The sequence below is a fragment of the Streptomyces sp. NBC_00433 genome, assembly GCA_036015235.1.
Lineage (GTDB): Bacteria > Actinomycetota > Actinomycetes > Streptomycetales > Streptomycetaceae > Actinacidiphila.
Window position 1 is genome coordinate 2488715 of sequence record CP107926.1, and the last position, 18452, is coordinate 2507166.

The window sequence follows — 18452 nt, forward strand, 5'->3', positions numbered from 1 at the left end:
TCCCGCCGTCACTGCTCGCGCTGGTGCTCGCGCTGCTGCGGGGGGAGCGGGCCGACCGGGCCGCGGCGGATGGAGCCCGGCGCGCTCCAGTCGGCGCGGCGGCGGGCACGGGCCCTGGCGGCCTCGGAGGACTCCAGCTGGTAGGGCACCGAGGTGACCATCACGCCGGGGGTGAAGAGCAGCCGGCCCTTGAGCCGCAGCGCGCTCTGGTTGTGCAGCAGGTGCTCGTACCAGTGGCCGACGACGTATTCGGGGATGTAGACGCTGACCACGTCGCGCGGGCTGTTGCGGCGCAGCCCCTTGACGTAGTCGATGATCGGGCGGGTGATCTCGCGGTAGGGCGAGTCGAGGACCTTGAGCGGCACGTCGATGCCGCGTCGGTGCCAGTCGGCCTGCAGGGCCTTGGTGTCGTCGGGGTCGACGTTGATGCTGAGTGCTTCGAGGGTGTCGGAGCGCATCAGCTTGGCGTAGGACAGCGCCCGCAGGGTGGGCTTGTGCAGCTTGGAGACCAGCACGATGGAGTGCACGCGGGAGGGGCGTACGTAGTCGTCGCCCGGTTCGTCCTCGGCGGCGATCTCGTCGGAGACCCGGGTGTAGTGGCGGCGGATCGCGGTCATGGTGGCGTAGAAGACGACCATGCCGAGCACCGCGACCCAGGCGCCGTGGGTGAACTTGGTGAGCAGCACGATGACCAGGACCAGGCCGGTCAGGAAGGCGCCGAAGGTGTTGATCGCCCGGGAGCGCAGCATGCGGCGGCGCTTGGCCTGGTCGGTCTCGGTGCGCAGGTGGCGGTTCCAGTGCCTGACCATGCCGGTCTGGCTGAGGGTGAAGGAGACGAAGACGCCCACGATGTAGAGCTGGATCAGCCGGGTGGAGTCGGCGCCGTAGATGTAGACCAGGACGATGGCGAGGCCGGCGAGCACCACGATGCCGTTGGAGAAGGCCAGCCGGTCGCCGCGGGTGTGCAGCTGGCGCGGCAGGTAGCGGTCCTGGGCGAGGATCGAGCCGAGCACCGGGAAGCCGTTGTAGGCGGTGTTGGCGGCCAGGAAGAGCACCAGGGCGGTGACGGCGGCCAGGAAGATGAACGGGATCGAGTTGTTGCCGAAGACCGCCTCCGCGACCTGGGCGATGACCGGGTCCTGGGTGAAGCCGGAGCCGACGGGGACGCCGTGGTTGAGCAGGTCGGTCGCGGGGTTCTCGGCCATCCGCACATGGGTGTTTATCGCCAGCGCGATGATGCCGCAGAACATGGTGACGGCCAGCAGGCCCATCGCGGCCAGCGTGGTGGCGGCGTTCTTGGACTTGGGCTTCTTGAAGGCGGGTACGCCGTTGCTGATCGCCTCGACGCCGGTCAGGGCGGCGCAGCCGGAGGAGAAGGCGCGCAGGAGCAGGAAGATCAGCGCGAAGCCGCCGAGGCCGGAGGACTCGGCGTGGATCGTGAAACCGGCGGTAGGCGCGTGCATGTCATGCCCAGTGGCGATCTTGAGGATGCCCCAGGCGATCATGCAGAAGACGCCGAAGACGAAGGCGTAGGTGGGGATCGCGAAGATCGTGCCGGACTCGCGCACCCCGCGCAGATTCATCAGCATCAGGATCACGATCATGCCGACCGCGCCGAGCACCTTGTGGCTGACGAAGAAGGGCACCGCGGAGCCGAGGTTCTCCACGCCGGAGGCGACCGACACCGCCACCGTGAGCACGTAGTCGACCAGCAGCGCGCTGGCGACGGTCAGGCCCGCCCTCGGCCCCAGGTTGGTGGTGGCGACCTCGTAGTCGCCGCCGCCCGAGGGGTAGGCGTGCACGTTCTGCCGGTAGGAGGCGACGACGGTGAACATCAGCACCACGACCGCGCCCGCGATCCACGGGCTGAAGTGGTAGGCCGACACTCCCGCGATCGACAGGACGAGGAGCACCTCGCCCGGCGCGTACGCCACGGATGACAGCGGGTCGGATGCGAAGACGGGAAGCGCGAGCCGCTTGGGGAGCAGCGTCTCGCCCAGCTTGTCGCTGCGCAGCGCCCGGCCGATGAGGATCCGTTTCGGCAGGTCGGTCAGTTTGGACACCCCGCGATGTTAAGGGATCGCCCATACGTGCGGGTGCCCCAGTCCCTTTATGGAGTGTGGCGAACTTGTGGCGCCGCCCGGACGCAACCTTCTGTGCCGCGGCGCGCGTGTGTAGCTTTGGCCGCGGTCTGAGACGCTTGGAACGACCTCTACGACTCAGCACACAGTCTCAGTCGAAACGTTGACAGCCGGAAGGACGGTCGTGCACGTCGTGATTATGGGATGCGGGCGAGTGGGCTCCACTCTCGCGCACTCCCTCGAACAGCAAGGTCATACGGTCGCGGTGATCGATCAGGACCCCAAGGCGTTCCGCCGGCTGGGCTCCGGATTCGGCGGGCGCCGGGTGACCGGAGTCGGGTTCGACCAGGACACGCTGCGTGAGGCCGGTATCGAGGAGGCGGGCGCCTTCGCGGCCGTCAGCAGCGGCGACAACTCCAACATCATCGCGGCCCGGGTGGCCAGGGAGATGTTCGGCATCGAGAATGTGGCGGCCAGAATCTACGACCCGCGTCGAGCCGAGGTCTACCAGCGGCTGGGCATCCCGACCGTGGCCACCGTGCGGTGGACCGCCGACCAGATGCTGCGCAGGCTGCTGCCGGCCGGCGCGGAGCCGCTGTGGCGCGACCCCAGCGGCGGGGTGCAGCTCGCCGAGGTGCACACCTCGCCCGGCTGGATAGGGCACAAGATCAGCACACTGCAGGAGGAGACCGGCGCCAGGGTGGCATTTCTCACCCGGCTCGGCGAGGCGATGCTGCCCACCGCGCAGACCGTGCTGCAGGAGGGCGACCTCGTCCATGTGATCCTGCGCTCCGACGAGGTCGCCGACGTCGAGGCGGCCTTCGCCAAGGGACCCGAGGAGGCCCACTCATGAGGGTGGCCATCGCCGGGGCCGGCGCGGTCGGCCGGTCCATCGCGGCCGAGCTGCTGGAGAACGGGCACGAGGTGCTGCTCGTCGACAAGAACCCCACGTCCATCTCGGTGGAGCGGGTGCCGCAGGCCGAGTGGCTGCTGGCCGACGCGTGCGAGATCACCTCGCTCGACGAGGCAGCGCTGCAGCGCTGCAATGTGGTGATCGCCGCGACCGGCGACGACAAGGTCAACCTGGTGGTGTCGCTGCTCGCCAAGACCGAGTACGGCGTGCCGCGGGTCGTCGCCCGGGTGAACAACCCGAAGAACGAGTGGCTGTTCAACGAGTCGTGGGGGGTGGACGTCGCCGTCTCCACGCCGCGGCTGATGTCGGCCCTGGTCGAGGAGGCGGTGAGCGTCGGCGACCTGGTCCGGCTGCTGCGCTTCAGCCAGGGTGACGCGAACCTCGTCGAGTTGACGCTGCCCGAGGAGGCCGCGCTGGTCGGCACCCGGGTCGGTGACGTGGAGTGGCCGCAGGACACCTCACTGGTCACCATCATCCGCGGCAACCGGGTGCTGACGCCGTCCAAGGACGACGCGCTGGAGGCCGGCGACGAGCTGCTGTTCGTGGCGGCACCGCACCGGGAGGAGCAGCTGGAGGACCTGCTGTCGCTCCAGGGCCCCACCGGCGGCTGACCCGCTGCCGCGCCGGGCAGGCGGGTCCTACTTGACCGCCTGCCCGGTCTCCGCGGCCTCGGCCCGCTCCTTCTCGGCCTTGCGCTCCTCCTCGGCCGCCTCCATCTCCGCGATCACGTCGATCGGGGCCGGCGCCTTCACCAGGAAGATCCAGGTCAGGTAGACCGACAGCAGGAAGGGCGGGATGCCGAGCGCGACCTTGACCCAGCCCAGCTGGGTGGCATTGCCCCACCAGTACAGCGGGAAGAGGATCGCCGACTTCGCCAGCAGGATCAGGCCCCAGGCCCAGCTCGCCTTGGTGTACGCGCGCAGCCGCCCCGGATTGCGGGTGCGCCAGGACAGGTTCTCCTTGAAGACCGGGCCGAGGATCAGTCCCAGCAGCGGGAAGCCGGCCAGCGCCGAGACCACGTAGGCGACGCCCAGGCCCAGCGTGTAGAGCATGCCGGGCAGGTAGAAGTTCTTCGCATTGCCGGACATCATCGCGAACAGCGCGCCGAAGGCGATGCCGAAGACCCCGCTGAAGGCGTGCTTGAGGGTGTCCTTGCGGGCCAGCCGGGCGATGCCCAGCACCACCGACAGGGCCAGCGCGGCGAGCGCGGACGACTTGATGTCGTGGTTGACCGTGTAGACCACCACGAAGATCAGGCCGGGCACGGTGGTCTCCACCATGCCGAGGACGCCGCCGAAGGCGTCCAGCAGCGCGGCCTCCGTGGCCGCCCTGACCTGGGCCTCCTCGCCCTGCGGGCCCTCCGTGTTGCCGTGGTCCTTGTTGTCGATCGACGCCACCAGCTACTCCTGTCCGACCGGACGCAGTTCGTACTTGGGGTTGAACAGCACCGGGCGGCCTCGGTTCATGGAGATCCGGCCGGAGGCGATGATCCGCCGGCCTGGTTCGATACCGGTGATGCTGCGGCGGCCGAGCCAGACCACGTCCAGCGCGGCGGATCCGTCGAACAGCTCCGCCTCCAGTGCGGGCACGCCCGCCCGGGGACGCAGCGTGACCGTACGCAGCGTACCGGTGACCGACACTATCTGGCGGTCGGAGCAGTCCTTGATCCGGGTACAGCCGACGGCCCGGGTCTCTTCCTGCAACTCCTCCGAGTGCAGTTCCTCCTGCGAGGACGAGAGCCGGTCGAGCATGCGGCGGAAGCGGCCCGCTGGCCGCTCAGAACGGATGGCACCACTCATACGACCCAGCGTACCGGCCTGGCCTCACGCCTCGAAGCGGTAACCCATGCCGGGTTCGGTGATGAAGTGCCGCGGCCGGGCCGGGTCGGCCTCCAGCTTCCGCCGCAGCTGGGCCATGTACACCCGCAGGTAGTTGCTCTCCGTGCCGTAGGCGGGGCCCCAGACCTCCTGCAGCAGCTGCTTCTGCGAGACCAGCCGGCCGGGGTTGCGCACCAGCACTTCGAGCAGGTGCCACTCGGTGGGCGTGAGGCGTACGTCGGCGCCGCCGCGGTGGACCTTGCGGGCAGCCAGGTCCACGGTGAAGCTCTCGGTCTCCACCGCCGAGGCGTCGTCCTCGGGCCCGGTCGGCGTGGCGCGGCGCACCGCGGCCCGCAGCCGGGCCAGCAGCTCGTCCATGCCGAAGGGCTTGGTCACGTAGTCGTCGGCGCCCGCGTCCAGCGCCTCGACCTTCTCGTCGGAGGCGTGCCGGGCGGACAGCACGATGATCGGCACCCGGGTCCAGCCGCGCAGCCCGCGGATCACCTCGACGCCGTCCATGTCGGGCAGCCCGAGGTCCAGCACGACCACGTCGGGGTGCCGCGCGGCGGCCACCCGCAGCGCGGAGGCCCCGTCGTGCGCCGCGTCGACCTCGTAGGCGCGCGCCCGCAGGTTGATCACCAGCGCCCTGACGATCTGCGGTTCGTCGTCCACCACCAGCACCCGGTACATCCGCCGCCCTTTCGCGTCCCCGTGCCCGGCGCCGCCCGCCGGCTCCTGCCCCGCCTGCCGGCTCATGTGGTCGCCGTCACGGGAAGACCCGGGCGGGCCGGCCGGCCGCCCGCCGCGGCACGCAGGGTGAGCACCATGGTCAGGCCGCCGCCGGGCGTGTCCTCGGCGACCAGGGTGCCGCCCATGGCCTCGGCGAAGCCGCGGGCGACCGCGAGGCCGAGGCCCACACCGGTGCCGCGCGGCGCGTCGCCGTACCGCTGGAAGGGCTCGAATATCTGCTCCTTGGCGCTCTCGGGCACCCCCGGGCCGCGGTCGGCCACCCGGACCTCCACCCGGTCGCCGAGGGCGCTGGCGGCCACCAGGACCGGTTCGCCGGGCGGGCTGTACTTGACGGCGTTCTCCACCACGTTGGCGACGCTGCGCTCCAGCAGGCCGGGGTCCACCGCGACCATCGGCAGCGTCTCGGGGATGTCCAGGGTGACGCTCCGCTCGGGGACACCGCCCAGCGCCATCGGCACCACCTCGTCGAGGTCCAGCTCGCGGATGAGCGGGTTGACGGTGCCGGTCTGCAGCCGCGACATGTCCAGCAGGTTGCCCACCAGGTGGTCGAGGCGGTCGGCGCCGTCCTCGATGCCGGCCAGCAGCTCCGCCTCGTCCTCCTCGGACCAGGCCACGTCGGCGGACCGCAGCGAGGACACCGACGCCTTGATGCCGGCCAGCGGGGTGCGCAGGTCGTGGGAGACGGCGGCGAGCAGCGCGGTGCGTATCCGGTTGCCCTCGGCCAGCTCCCGCGCCCTGCCCGCCTCGTCGGCGAGCCGCTTGCGGTCCAGGACCACCGCGGCCTGCGCGGCGAAGGCCGACAGCACCCGGCGGTCGGAGGCCGGCAGCACCCGGCCGAGCAGCGCCAGCGAGAGCCGGTCGTTGACGGCCACCTCCACGTCGGCGTCCTCGGGGCGCACGCAGGGCCGGCTGCCGACGGACGCGGCGCACGTCCACGGGCCGTGCTCGCCCTCCCGCTCCAGCAGCACCACCGACTCCATCCCGAAGGTCTCCCTGACCCGTTCGAGCAGCGCGTCCAGCGAGCTCTCGCCGCGCAGCACACTGCCGGCGAGGTGGGAGAGGATCTCCGCCTCGGCGCGCAGCCTGGCCGCCTGCTGGGTGCGCCGGGCGGCCAGGTCCACCACCGAGGCGACGGCGGCGCCGACCAGCACGAAGATCACGATCGCGACGATGTTCTCCGGCTGGGCGATGGTGAAGGAGTGGGTGGGCCGGGTGAAGTAGTAGTTCAGCAGCAGCGAGCCGAGCGCCGCGGACGCCAGCGCGGGCAGCAGCCCGCCGACCAGGGCCGCGGCGACCGTGAGGGTCAGGAAGAGCAGCATGTCGGTGGCCTGGCCGGGGCCCGGGTGCCACTGGGTGAGCACCACCGCGAGCAGCACCGGGCCGAGCACACCGGTCAGCCAGCCCGCCACCACCCGGGAGCGGCCGAGTTTGGCGCCGCGGGCGGCGGGCAGGCCGCGGCCCTTGGCGACGTGCTCGTGGCTGACGATGTGGACGTCGATGTCGCCGGCCTCGCGGGCGACGGTGGTGCCGACGCCCGGCCCGAAGGCGTACTGCCAGGTCTTGCGGCGGCTGCTGCCGAGCACGATCTGGGTGGCGTCGGCGCCGCGGGCGAAGTCCAGCAGCGCGTCGGGCACCTCGTCGCCGATGACATGGTGGAAGGAGCCGCCGAGGTCCTCGACCAGGGTGCGCTGGACGGCCAGCTCCTTGGCCGAACCGGACACCGGTCCCTCGCTGCGCACGATGTGCACGGCCAGGATCTCGCCGCCCGAGCCCTTGGCGGCCATCCTGGCGGCCCGCCGGATCAGGGTGCGGCCCTCGGGGCCGCCGGTCAGGCCGACGACGATCCGCTCGCGGGCCTTCCAGGCGGCGGATATGCGGTGCTCGGCGCGGTATTCGCGCAGGTATTCGTCGACCCGGTCGGCGGTCCACAGCAGCGCCAGCTCGCGCAGCGCGGTCAGGTTGCCCGGCCTGAAGTAGTTGGACAGGGCCGCGTCGACCTTGTCGGGGGCGTAGATGTTGCCGTGCGCCATCCGGCGGCGCAGGGACTGCGGCGACATGTCGACCAGCTCGATCTGGTCGGCCCGCCTGACCACCTCGTCGGGCACGGTCTCGCGCTGCCGCACCCCGGTGATGGCCTCGACGACGTCGCCGAGCGACTCCAGGTGCTGGATGTTGACGTTGGACACCACGTCGATGCCGGCCGCCAGCAGCTCCTCGACGTCCTGCCAGCGCTTGGCATTGCGCGAGCCCGGCACATTGGTGTGGGCCAGCTCGTCCACGAGTGCGACCTCGGGTGCCCGGCGCAGCACCGCGTCGACGTCCATCTCGGTGAAGGCGCTGCCGCGGTAGTCGTGCTCGCGGCGGGCGACCTCCTCCAGGCCGTGCATCATCACTTCGGTACGCGGCCTGCGGTGGTGCTCGACATAGCCGATGACCAGGTCGGTGCCGCGCTCGACGCGCCGGTGGGCCTCGGAGAGCATGGCGTAGGTCTTGCCGACGCCGGGGGCGGCCCCCAGGTATATCCGCAATGTGCCGCGTGCCATGCCTATGACCTTAGAACGACCGAACCGGACATATCGGACCGGGCAGTCCGTCCGGGGACACCTTGACGCCGTCTTGACGGCATATAGGGCCACGGTGCCGGCCATGGACCGCGGAAAGCGCCCGGTCCCGGGCGCTTTCGGTCACGGGCCGTCGCCCGGTGTCACCGTCGCCGGGAACCCGCCGGCCGGGTGCCGCCCCGGCCGCTCAGCTGTCGGAGACGATCCGGCCGTCGCGCAGTTCGAGCACCCGGTCGGCCAGCGCGAGCAGCTGGTGGTCGTGGGTGGCGACCAGCGCCGTCACACCCTCGCTGCGGACCACGGCCCGCAGCAGCTCCATCACGGCCAGGCCGGTGTCGGCGTCGAGCTGCCCGGTGGGCTCGTCGGCGATGATCAGGTCGGGCCGGTTGGCGAGGGCCCTGGCGATGGCGACCCGCTGCTGCTGGCCACCGGACAGCTCGCCGGGGCGCTGGGCGGCGTGGTCGGCGAGGCCGACCAGGGCGAGCAGCAGCTCGACCCGCTCCTCGCGCTCGCGCGGCGGCGTCTTGCGCAGCCGCATCGGCACCCCGACGTTCTCGGCCGCGGTGAGGATGGGGATCAGGCCGAAGGACTGGAAGACGAAGCCGATCCGGTCCCTGCGCAGCGCCAGCAGGTCGTCGTCACCGAGCCCCGCCAGCTCCGTGCCGTCCAGCGATATGCGGCCGCCGTCGGGGCTGTCCAGGCCGCCCACCAGGTTCAGCACGGTGGTCTTGCCCGAGCCCGAGCGGCCCTTGAGCGCCACCAGCTCGCCGCGCGGCACCGCGAACGACACCCCGCGCAGCGCGTGCACGGCCGTGTCGCCGCTCCCGTAGGAGCGGGTCAGGTCCTCGACCACCACCATGCCGCCGGTCTTCGGCGACGTCGCCAGCGCCGTGGCTGACTGCTCGGTCATTCCCGCGCCCCCTTCCCGGTCGCTCATTCCTCGTCCCCCTCCTGCTCTTCGCTTCCCTGTCCGTCCACACCGGGTGCCGGAGCCTGCCCGGTCCCCGCCGCGCCCTGCCCGCGGTCCGGCCACACTCCGAGGTGGTCGGGCTCCGCGGTCAGCCGGACGCGGCGGTGCGGGCCGTCGCGCTCGGTGAATTCCCGCGGCAGCCGCAGCCGGCCGACCCGGTCGAGTACGGCGTATTCCTCCGCGGCGCCCGCATCCGCCCCCGCCACACCCGCGGACGGGCGCAGCACTTCGGTCGCGGTCCGGCCGTCGTGTATTCGTACCGTACGCCTGACCTGCCCGAAGACCGCGGGGTCGTGGGTAACGATCAGGACCGTGACGCCCGATTCCGCGTTGGTGCGGCGCAGGGCGGCGAAGACCTCCGCGCCGCTCGCGGTGTCCAGCTCGCCGGTGGGCTCGTCGGCGAAGAGCACCCGGGGGGTGTTGGCGCCCGCCACCGCGACGGCCACGCGCTGCTGCCGGCCGCCGGACAGCTCGCCGGGGCGGCGGTTGCGGCAGTCGGCGACGCCGAGCATGTCGAGCAGCTCCACGGCCCGACCGGCGCGCTCGGCACGCGGGACGCGGGCGTATCCCATCGGCAGCGTCACGTTCTCCAGCGCCGTCAGGTACGGCAGCAGGTTGCGGCCGGTCTGCTGCCGACGGCGGGTGGAACAGCGCGGCCCGGACCTGGCTGACCAGGTCCGGGCCGGTGTGCGACGGTGGCGCGACCCCCGGGGGTCAGTGCAGCTCGGTGATCTCCGGGCCGCGGCGCATCGGGTCGATGCCGTCACCGAACTTCGACGGCTCCTGCTGCTCGGCCGCGGCGCCGTCCGGCACCATCTGGGCGTCGTTGGGCAGCTTGAGCACGATCGGGTCGCGCGGCGCCATCGGGGAGTCGCCGCGCAGCACCACGGTGTCGCGGAAGACCGACTCCAGCACTCCCGCGGCCGCCGGCTGCACCGCGCCCTGCCCCGAGATCACCCCGCGCAGGAACCAGCGCGGTCCGTCGCAGCCGACGAAGCGCACCAGCTGCACCCCGTTGGTGCCGTCGGGCAGCTGCACCGGCACCTGGGCGCGCAGCTCCCAGCCCAGCGGGCCCTCGACCTCGTCCACGACACCGCCCTGCTGGGTGATGCCGGAAGCGATCTCCTCGCGCACCTCGCCCCAGATCCCCTCGGACTTGGGTGCGGCGAACGCCTGGAGCTGGACGGCGCTGTCCCGCAGCACCACGGTGGCGGCCACGATCGACTCGCCGGCCACCTCCACCCGCAGCTCCATGCCCTCGACTCCGGGCACGAACAGTCCGCCGAGGTCCACCCGGCCGTCACCGGGCTCCCTGACCTCGCTCACGTCCCACGGCCCGTCGGGCCGCGGTGCGGGCGGAAGGTTGTAGCGGTTGGAGTCGGAGTCACCGGAGTCGTCCGACTCCTCGGCGTCTTCGGCCAGCTCGTCTTCGGCCTCGACGGCCTCATCGAGCTCGTCGAGGGCGTCTTCGCGCTCCTTGCGACGACGGAACACGGTCACTGTCCTTCCCGGTCTGCTACGACCGATGCGTATCCGTATCTGGACGTGTCAGCCGACGGCGTCCCCACCGCGGCATGACCCCCCGTGGAGCCGAAGCCCCCCGCGGCCCTGGCAGAGCCGGGCAGCTCCGCCACTTCGTGGAAGCGGACCCGCTCGACCTGCTGGACGACCAGTTGGGCGATCCGGTCGCCCCTGTCGAACCGCACGGTCTCACGCGGGTCCAGATTGACGACGATCACCTTGATCTCTCCACGGTACCCGGCATCCACCGTTCCCGGGGCATTCACCAGGGCCACCCCGCAGCGCGCGGCAAGGCCGGAGCGCGGGTGCACGAAGGCCGCGTAGCCGTCGGGCAGCGCGATGGAGATCCCGGTGGGCAGCACGGCCCGCTCGCCGGGGGCCAACTCGGCGGCCTCGGTGGTGATCAGGTCGGCGCCGGCGTCCCCGGGGTGCCCGTAGGAGGGCACCGGCACGGAGTCGTCGAGGCGGTGCAGCAGCACGTCCACCGGGGGCCGGGTCACGGGTTCACCTCGAAGGCGCGGGCGACCTTGACCTGGTCCGGGTCGTCCATCGCGGCCCTGATCTCCTCCGGCCTGCCGTTGGCCGTGAAGTGGTCGAGCTTGACCTCGATGAAGAGGGCGTCGGCGCGGACCGCCACCGGCCCTTCCGGGCCGCCGATCCGGCCCTCGGCACTGCTGTAGATCTTCCGGCCGGCGACCGCGGTGCAGCGGGCCGACAGGTGCAGGGTGGCGCCGACCGGCACCGGGCGGACGAAGTCCGACTCCAGCCGGCCGGTGACCGCGATGACCCGCAGCAGCCAGCTCAGCGAGCCCAGCGTCTCGTCGAGCGCCGACACCAGCACCCCGCCGTGCGCGAGGCCCGGCGCCCCCTGGTGGGCGGGCTGCACGGTGAACTCGGCGGTGACGCTGACGCCTTCGCCGGCCCTGGCCGCGAGGTGCAGCCCGTGCGGCTGGGACTCGCCGCAACCGAAGCACTGGTCGTAGTGCGCGCCCAGCAGTTCACCCGGCGCGGGGGCGTCGGGGTGCCTTACCGGGGCGGCGGCGTCGGACGGCGGCGTCAGGCCCGGCCGTCCTGCGCCCGGGGGTGTCGTGGCTGCACTCACGCCCGAGACCCTACCCCCCTGCGCTGTGCCTTCCCGCCGTGCCTGCGGCTGTCTTCGCGGCACATGGCAGTCTGGTGCCATGCAGCCTTACGACGAACGCCTCACCGTCCCGCGATCCTGGTGGTTCCTCGCCATCGCCGCGGGTGTGGCGGTGGCGCTGATCCTGCTCCCCTTCGGCCCGCTGCCGCTGCTGGCCGGCCTGGTCGGCGGCGCGGCCCTGTCCATGATGGCGGTCAGCTCCTACGGCTCGGCCCGGATCAGGGTGGTGGCCGGCTCGCTGGTCGCGGGCAAGGCCAGGATCCCGGTGGCGGCGCTCGGCGCGGCCACCGTGCTCGACCCGCAGGAGACGGTGGCCTGGCGGTCGCACAAGGCGGACCCGCGGGCCTTCATGCTGCTGCGCTCGTACGTACCGACCGCGCTCAAGGTCGAGGTGACCGATCCGGCGGACCCGACGCCTTACGTCTACCTGTCGACGCGCTCGCCGCAGCGGCTCGCCGCGGCGCTGGACGCGGTCAGGACCGTGGACGCGGGATAGGCCGCCGGCGCGGGACGGTCGCCGGCCCGGGTCCGGCCTGCGGGCACGGCCTGTCGCCGGCCGGTCACCGCCCGGCCGGGGGGCTGCCGGCGGCGCCTGGGCGGTCGTCGTCCGGGCCTCCGGCGTACGGACCGTGGGTGTCCGGGCCCGCGTCGATCACGGGGAAGGGTCCGGGACCGGCCTCGGCGGCCGGCAGCTCGGGCCAGGGGAACTGCGCGACGCGCAGGTCGCGGCGGACCCGCTCGGCCAGCTTGCGGGTGTCCCGGCGGTTCATCACCGCCCCGACAGCGGCGCCGATCATGAACGGGGTGAGGACCGGCGCATTGCGCAGCGTCCTGCGCAGCAGCCGCTGCCGCATCTCCCGCTTCATGCTGCTGCCCAGCGCGACATTGACGGTGGACAGCTTCAGCACATCGATGCCGCGCTGCTCGGTCCAGGACCACAGATAGGCGGTCGCCCGCTCGCGGGCGCCGCCGGGGACGCGCAGTCCGTAGACCTCGTGCAGTTCGGCGATGAGCTTGTACTCGATGGCCGCGACGCCGAGCGTCTCGGCCACCAGCTCGGCCGGCATCGCCGGCGGGGTGGGCAGCATCGCGGCGGCGCCGATACCGGCGCCGACCGTCATCGTGCCCTTGACCGCGGCCGAGATGAGCCGGTCCGCGATCTCTTCCGGGCCGAGCCCGGGAAACTGCCGGCGCAAGGTGGCGAGGTCCCGCACCGGAATGCGGGGTGCCACCTCGATGAGTCGCTCGGACGCCGTGCCGATCCCGACCCGTGCGGCGCTGCCGCCTCTGCGGGCGCCGCCGAGTGCGACGCCGCCGCCCTTGCGGGCGCCGCCGCTCACACCGCTCACACCGCGCCTGACGCCCCGGCCGAGGCCGCGGGCGGTCATGGCCGCGAGCGAGGCCGCACGGCCCCGCTCAGCGCCCTCACGGCCTTCCGGCGTGCCGCTCACACCGATCAGGCCGCGCAGTCGCGGCAGATCGGGTTGCCGTTCTTCTCCGACGCGAGCTGGCTCCTGTGGTGCACCAGGAAGCAGCTCATGCAGGTGAACTCGTCAGCCTGCCGGGGCAGCACGCGGACCGACAGCTCCTCGTTGGAGAGGTCGGCGCCGGGCAGCTCCAGGGACTCTGCCTGGTCGAACTCGTCGACGTCGACCGCGGAGGTCGACTTCTCGTTCCTCCTGGCCTTCAGTTCTTCGATGCTGTCCTCGTTGACATCATCGTCGGTCTTGCGTGGGGTGTCGTAATCCGTAGCCATTTTCGCTCTCCCCCTGTGGGTGTCTGTGGTGTCTCCAGCGCAGGTAACGCGCGGGAGGCCGGACTTGTGCCCGACCTGAAGCGGAGATTTTGCCTCACATCAAGGCCTGTTACTCAATCGACACCCAGCTACACCCCCGAAGGGGTGATCGCACAGGTGGCCGATCATGGTCTTCCGTGGCCGGGAATGATTCCGCCGCGGCCGCCAGTACGTGTACTTCCCGTGATCATGACCTGCGGAAACATGGATTTTCCGGTCTTTTCCCCAATGTCTTGATCACTGAGTGTAGGCGATGCGGAAATCGTGTGTGCGATCGATCACAACTCGACCGGACGCGGCACAGACCACAAAATTATTCGCAAAGCGAACAACGACCGGGCGGGCCGCGCCCTTCCGGAACCACGGAAGTGACCCGCTTCACACCGGAACCGGGCCGCCGGGGCCGGGCTCACACCGGGATCGCGACCCGCATGACCAGGCCGCCGCCCTCGCGCGGCTCCGCGCTGATCACGCCGCCGTGCGCCCTGGCCACCGAGCGTGCGATGGACAGCCCGAGCCCGACGCCCTTGTCGCTTCCGGTGCGCTCGGTGCGCAGCCGGCGGAAAGGCTCGAAAAGATTGTCGATCTCATATGCCGGGACGACCGGTCCCGTGTTGGCCACCACGATCAGCGCGTGGCCGCCCCGCACCTCGGTGCCCACCTCGACCCAGCCGTCCTCCGGCACGTTGTACCGCACCGCGTTCTGCACCAGGTTCAGCGCGATGCGCTCCAGGAGCACCCCGTTGCCCTGGACGACCGCGGGCTCCAAGGCGGCGCGCAGCCGCACGCCCTTGGCCTGGGCCTCCCCGCGGGTCTGCTCGAGCGCCTGGGAGGCGGCCTCCGCGAGGTCCACCGGCTTGCGGTCGATGATCTCGTTGTCGCTGCGGGCCAGCAGCAGCAGGCCCTCCACCAGCTGCTCGCTGCGCTCGTTGGTGGCCAGCAGGGTCCTGCCCAGCTGCTGGAGGTCGGCGGACGCCTCCGGATCGGACAGCTGGACCTCCAGCAGGGTCCGGTTGATCGCCAGCGGGGTGCGCAGCTCGTGCGAGGCGTTCGCCACGAAGCGGCGCTGGGCGTCGAAGGAGCGCTCCAGCCGGTCCAGCATCTCGTCGAAGGTGTCGGCCAGCTCCTTCAGCTCGTCGTCGGGGCCGTCCAGCTCGATACGGCGCTTGAGGTCGGAGCCGACGACGCCGCGCGCGGTACGGGTGATCCGGCCCAGCGGGGCCAGCACCCGGCCGGCCATCACGTAGCCGAAGGCGAAGGCCACCAGCGCGAGGCCGATCAGGGCCAGCAGCGAGCGCTTGAGCATCGTGTTGAGCGCCAGGTCCCGCTGGTGCTGCATACAGGTGTTCACCGCGGCGATGAACTCCTGCTGGGTGGCCTGGCCGCTGGAGGGCAGCGCCGCGCACCCGTTCGTCTGGATGTTGGCACTGATGATCTTGAAGGGCATCTCGCTGCCCTGCCGGATGGCCTGCGCGGCCAGCAGGTAGATGATCCACAGCAGCAGCACGCCGGCGATCAGGAACATGCCGCCGTAGAGCACGGTCAGGCGTATCCGGATGGTCGGCCGCAGCCACGGCGGCTGGCCGTCGGCCTGCGGCGGGTCCCACGGCGGACGCGGCGGGGCCTGCGGGGCAGGGGGCGGCGGGGAGGAGGGGGACGCTGTCGCCACGTGATCAGATCCGATAGCCCGAGCCGGGCACGGTGACGATCACCGGCGGCTCGCCCAGCTTGCGGCGCAGGGTCATCACCGTGACGCGCACCACGTTGGTGAACGGGTCGGTGTGCTCGTCCCAGGCCTTCTCCAGCAGCTGCTCGGCCGAGACCACCGAGCCCTCGCTGCGCATCAGCACTTCCAGCACGGCGAACTCCTTGGGCGCCAGGTGCACCTCGGCGCCGTCCCTGGACACCTCGCGGCGGTTCGGGTCGAGCCGGATGCCGGAGCGCTCCAGGACCGGCGGCAGGGCCGCGGTCGTACGGCGGCCCAGCGCGCGGACCCGGGCGGTCAGCTCGGTGAAGGCGAAGGGCTTGGGCAGGTAGTCGTCGGCGCCCAGCTCCAGGCCCTCGACGCGGTCGCTGACGTCGCCGGCGGCGGTGAGCATCAGCACCCGGGTGGGCAGCCCCAGCTCGACGATCTGCCGGCACACGTCGTCACCGTGCACGACCGGGAGGTCACGGTCCAGTACGACCACGTCGTAGTCGTTGACCCCGATCCGCTCCAGGGCGGCGCCGCCGTCGTAGACCACGTCGACGGCCATGGCCTCGCGGCGAAGGCCGGTGGCAACCGCATCGGCGAGCAGTTGCTCGTCCTCGACGACCAGTACGCGCAAGGCGCTGTCCTTCCGTGAGCTGTGGGAATGCTCCTCCATCCTGCACCGGGGACGGGTAAATCGGCGGTAAGTGCGCCAGCGGTGGAATTTCCCCCCGGCAGATGAGGTTTCCCCCGCGGACATGGCGGGGAGGACGACTGCACACCAACCCACCACGCCTGCCGCGCGTTGTCGCGCGCGGTATCTGGCTTGACACATTCCCCGTGTCAACGGAGACGACGAGGGGGCGCCACATGGACGCGTTCACCACCGGAATCCTGCAGCGCATACACACCACGGAGTCCGACCTGCGGAAAGCGCGGGAGACGGGCGACGAATTCCTCGCCGAGGTCGAACAGGGCGAGCTGGACGACCTGCGCAGGCTCGCCGCGGAGCACGGCGTGGACGTTCGGCCCAAGGTCGCCTGACCCCCGGCCGCACGCCCCGGCCCCTTGAGGGAGCCGGGGCGTTCGCATCTGCGCGGGTGGCCGGCCGGAGCCGCCCCGTGCGGGCGGCCGGGACGGGCCGTCAGTCGTGCCAGGCGCCCAGCGCGTCCAGCTGCTGCTGGAGCGGCTCGAAGAGGCCGGTGGGCGCGGCGACCGTCAGGTCGCCCGAGGCGCGCTCGCCCGGCCGGCCGCCGGTGAGCGCCCCTGCCTCGCGGGCGAAGAGGTCGCCCGCGGCGAGGTCCCAGGGGTTCAGGCCGCGCTCGTAGTAGGCGTCGAGCCGGCCGCAGCCGACGTCGACCAGGTCGATCGCGGCGGACCCGCCGCGCCGGATGTCGCGGACCTGCGGCAGCAGCGTGCGCACCACCTCCGCCTGCGCGGCCCGGCGCTCCGACAGGTAGCCGAAGCCGGTGCCGACCAGCGCGTGGGACAGCTCGGGCGCGGGCCTGCGGCGCGCGGGGGCGCCGTTGACCAGTGCGCCGCCGCCCAGCACCGCCTGGTAGGTCTCGCCGCGCATCGGCGCCTCCACGACGCCCACGACCACCTCGCCGTCCTTCTCGGCGGCGATGCTGACCGCCCAGGACGGCAGGCCGTAGAGGTAGTTCACGGTGCCGTCCAGCGGGTCGATGACCCAGCGCACCCCGCTGGTGCCCTCCCGGCTCGCGCCCTCCTCGCCGAGGAAGCCGTCGTCGGGGCGGAGCCGGCCGATGCAGGCGGTGATCAGCTTCTCGGCCGCGATGTCCATCTCGGTCACGACGTCGACCTGGCTGCTCTTGGTGGCGGCGACCCCGAGGTCGGCGGGGCGGCCGTCGCGCAGCAGTGCGCCGGCTCTGCGGGCCGCGTCGAGTGCGACCTCCAGCAGCTCGGCGAACTCCGCGGTGCGGTCGGGCGGTGACGCTTGGGTGCTCACGTGACTCCTCAGTCCATTCCTGCGGCGGCGGGCAGCGGCGTCCTGGCGGGACAGCAGCCCACGGGGCACACGTCGTGGCTCGGGCCGAGCGCGCCGAGCGCGCAGCGCGCCGGAGCCGCGCCGCGCTCGGTGGCGGCCCGCTCCAGCACCAGGTCGCGCACGGCCGCGGCGAACCGCGGGTCGGCCCCGACGGTGGCGGCCCTGCTGACCGGCAGGTCCAGCTCGGCGGCCTTGGCGGTCGCCTCGGTGTCCAGGTCGTACTTCACCTCCATGTGGTCGGAGACGAAGCCGATCGGCACCATGACGACGGCGGGCACGCCCTCGGCGGCGGCCGCTTCCAGGTGGTCGCAGATGTCGGGTTCGAGCCAGGGGATCTGCGGGGAGCCGCTGCGGGACTGGTAGACCAGGTCCCAGCCGCGCTCGACGCCGTCCGCCGCCCGCACCGCGCCGGCGACCAGGGCGGCGGTTTCCAGGTGCTGCGCGACGTAGGCGCCGCCGTCGCCGTGGCCCTCCACCGGGCCCGAGGTGTCCGCGGCCGCCGTCGGGATCGAGTGGGTGGTGAAGGCGAGCCGCGCCCCGGCCCGCACCGCGGGCGGCAGGGCGGCCAGCGCGGCCAGCGTCGCCTCGGCCATGGGCTCGACGAAGCCTGGGTGGTTGAAGTAGTGCCGCAGCTTGTCGACCTGCGGCACCGCGCGCCCCTCGGCGGCGAGGTCGGCCAGGGCGGCGGCCAGGTTCTCGCGGTATTGCCGGCAGCCCGAGTAGGAGGCGTAGGCGCTGGTGGCCAGCACCAGGATGCGGCGGTGGCCGGCGTCGGACATCTCCCGCAGGGTGTCGGTCAGGTAGGGCGCCCAGTTGCGGTTCCCCCAGTGGACCGGCAGGTCCAGACCGTGCTCGGCGAAGTCCTTGCGCAGGGCGTCGAGCAGGTCGCGGTTCTGCGCGTTGATCGGGCTGACGCCGCCGAAGAGGAAGTAGTGCCTGCCGACCTCCTTGAGCCGCTCGCGCGGGATGCCGCGGCCGCGGGTCACGTTCTCCAGGAACGGCACCACGTCGTCTGGTCCCTCGGGGCCGCCGAAGGACAGCAGCAGCAGCGCGTCGTAGGGGGCCGGGCCGGTGCCCGGCGCTGCGGTCGCCGGCGGGCGGGCGTCGTTGGGGGGTGACTGCTCTGGCATACCTCCGATCCTGCCACCAGGCGCCCGACGCCCCCGACCGGCCCCGGCCGAGCGGGGCGGCCTTCAACCGGTTGC

General features: G+C 72.2%; 19 protein-coding genes and 1 pseudogene. 4 read left to right on the forward strand and 16 right to left on the reverse strand.

What is annotated here, in order from left to right; all coding sequences use genetic code 11:
• Positions 1-8 precede the first annotated feature (8 nt).
• Positions 9-2063 carry an APC family permease gene (locus OG900_10280; GenBank protein ID WUH90446.1) on the reverse strand — a complete coding sequence of 685 codons (2055 nt, stop codon included), beginning with the start codon at positions 2061-2063 and terminating at the stop codon, positions 9-11.
• Between the two features lie 202 nt (positions 2064-2265).
• On the opposite strand from OG900_10280, the gene OG900_10285 reads away from it, so the two are divergent.
• Entirely contained in the window at positions 2266-2934 is a 669-nt protein-coding gene (locus OG900_10285; protein ID WUH90447.1) for a TrkA family potassium uptake protein, read from the forward strand.
• The gene (locus tag OG900_10290) at positions 2931-3605 is read left to right on the forward strand and encodes a TrkA family potassium uptake protein (GenBank protein WUH90448.1); all 675 of its coding nucleotides are present in this window, start codon (positions 2931-2933) and stop codon (positions 3603-3605) included. The genes OG900_10285 and OG900_10290 overlap by 4 nt, the downstream gene beginning before the upstream one ends.
• A gap of 27 nt (positions 3606-3632) precedes the next feature.
• Here the strand turns inward: OG900_10290 and OG900_10295 are convergent, their stop codons facing one another.
• The 9 genes and pseudogenes from OG900_10295 to OG900_10335 all read right to left on the reverse strand — a co-directional run bounded on the left by OG900_10295 (position 3633) and on the right by OG900_10335 (position 11715).
• Positions 3633-4382 (reverse strand): DUF3159 domain-containing protein, encoded by a 750-nt coding sequence (locus OG900_10295; protein ID WUH95692.1) that lies wholly within the window; start codon positions 4380-4382, stop codon positions 3633-3635.
• A 12-nt stretch (positions 4383-4394) separates the two neighbouring features.
• Positions 4395-4793 carry an OB-fold nucleic acid binding domain-containing protein gene (locus OG900_10300; GenBank protein ID WUH90449.1) on the reverse strand — a complete coding sequence of 133 codons (399 nt, stop codon included), beginning with the start codon at positions 4791-4793 and terminating at the stop codon, positions 4395-4397.
• A 24-nt stretch (positions 4794-4817) separates the two neighbouring features.
• The gene (locus tag OG900_10305; GenBank protein ID WUH95693.1) at positions 4818-5501 is read right to left on the reverse strand and encodes a response regulator; all 684 of its coding nucleotides are present in this window, start codon (positions 5499-5501) and stop codon (positions 4818-4820) included.
• A 62-nt stretch (positions 5502-5563) separates the two neighbouring features.
• A complete protein-coding gene (locus OG900_10310; GenBank protein ID WUH90450.1) occupies positions 5564-8104 on the reverse strand; it encodes a sensor histidine kinase KdpD in 2541 nt (846 codons plus the stop codon).
• 205 nt (positions 8105-8309) lie between these two features.
• A complete protein-coding gene (locus tag OG900_10315) occupies positions 8310-9032 on the reverse strand; it encodes an ABC transporter ATP-binding protein (GenBank protein WUH90451.1) in 723 nt (240 codons plus the stop codon).
• A gap of 23 nt (positions 9033-9055) precedes the next feature.
• Positions 9056-9724, reverse strand: a pseudogene (locus OG900_10320) (ATP-binding cassette domain-containing protein).
• A gap of 82 nt (positions 9725-9806) precedes the next feature.
• A complete protein-coding gene (locus OG900_10325) occupies positions 9807-10586 on the reverse strand; it encodes a DUF3710 domain-containing protein (GenBank protein ID WUH90452.1) in 780 nt (259 codons plus the stop codon).
• Positions 10587-10588: 2 nt separating this feature from the next.
• On the reverse strand, positions 10589-11113 hold the full coding sequence (dut, locus tag OG900_10330; protein ID WUH90453.1) for a dUTP diphosphatase: 525 nt from the start codon (positions 11111-11113) through the stop codon (positions 10589-10591).
• Entirely contained in the window at positions 11110-11715 is a 606-nt protein-coding gene (locus OG900_10335; protein WUH90454.1) for a PaaI family thioesterase, read from the reverse strand. The genes dut and OG900_10335 overlap by 4 nt, the downstream gene beginning before the upstream one ends.
• 79 nt (positions 11716-11794) lie before the next feature.
• Here OG900_10335 and OG900_10340 point away from each other — a divergent pair, with 79 nt between their 5' ends.
• Positions 11795-12250 (forward strand): DUF3093 domain-containing protein, encoded by a 456-nt coding sequence (locus OG900_10340; protein WUH90455.1) that lies wholly within the window; start codon positions 11795-11797, stop codon positions 12248-12250.
• Between the two features lie 64 nt (positions 12251-12314).
• On the opposite strand, the gene OG900_10345 is transcribed toward OG900_10340, so the two are convergent.
• The 4 genes from OG900_10345 to OG900_10360 all read right to left on the reverse strand — a co-directional run bounded on the left by OG900_10345 (position 12315) and on the right by OG900_10360 (position 15876).
• A complete protein-coding gene (locus OG900_10345; protein WUH95694.1) occupies positions 12315-13214 on the reverse strand; it encodes a hypothetical protein in 900 nt (299 codons plus the stop codon).
• Positions 13211-13510 carry a DUF4193 domain-containing protein gene (locus OG900_10350; GenBank protein WUH90456.1) on the reverse strand — a complete coding sequence of 100 codons (300 nt, stop codon included), beginning with the start codon at positions 13508-13510 and terminating at the stop codon, positions 13211-13213. The genes OG900_10345 and OG900_10350 overlap by 4 nt, the downstream gene beginning before the upstream one ends.
• Positions 13511-13958: 448 nt before the next feature.
• A complete protein-coding gene (locus tag OG900_10355) occupies positions 13959-15218 on the reverse strand; it encodes a HAMP domain-containing histidine kinase (protein WUH90457.1) in 1260 nt (419 codons plus the stop codon).
• Positions 15219-15222: 4 nt separating this feature from the next.
• A complete protein-coding gene (locus OG900_10360; GenBank protein ID WUH90458.1) occupies positions 15223-15876 on the reverse strand; it encodes a response regulator transcription factor in 654 nt (217 codons plus the stop codon).
• A 233-nt stretch (positions 15877-16109) separates the two neighbouring features.
• Here OG900_10360 and OG900_10365 point away from each other — a divergent pair, with 233 nt between their 5' ends.
• A complete protein-coding gene (locus OG900_10365; GenBank protein ID WUH90459.1) occupies positions 16110-16283 on the forward strand; it encodes a hypothetical protein in 174 nt (57 codons plus the stop codon).
• A 100-nt stretch (positions 16284-16383) separates the two neighbouring features.
• On the opposite strand, the gene OG900_10370 is transcribed toward OG900_10365, so the two are convergent.
• Together OG900_10370 and OG900_10375 are read right to left on the reverse strand one after the other, a co-directional pair.
• Positions 16384-17208, reverse strand: a complete 825-nt coding sequence (locus OG900_10370) for an inositol monophosphatase (GenBank protein ID WUH90460.1) — start codon at positions 17206-17208, stop codon at positions 16384-16386.
• Positions 17209-17216: 8 nt separating this feature from the next.
• Positions 17217-18377 (reverse strand): ferrochelatase, encoded by a 1161-nt coding sequence (locus OG900_10375; GenBank protein ID WUH90461.1) that lies wholly within the window; start codon positions 18375-18377, stop codon positions 17217-17219.
• Positions 18378-18452: the final 75 nt, after the last annotated feature.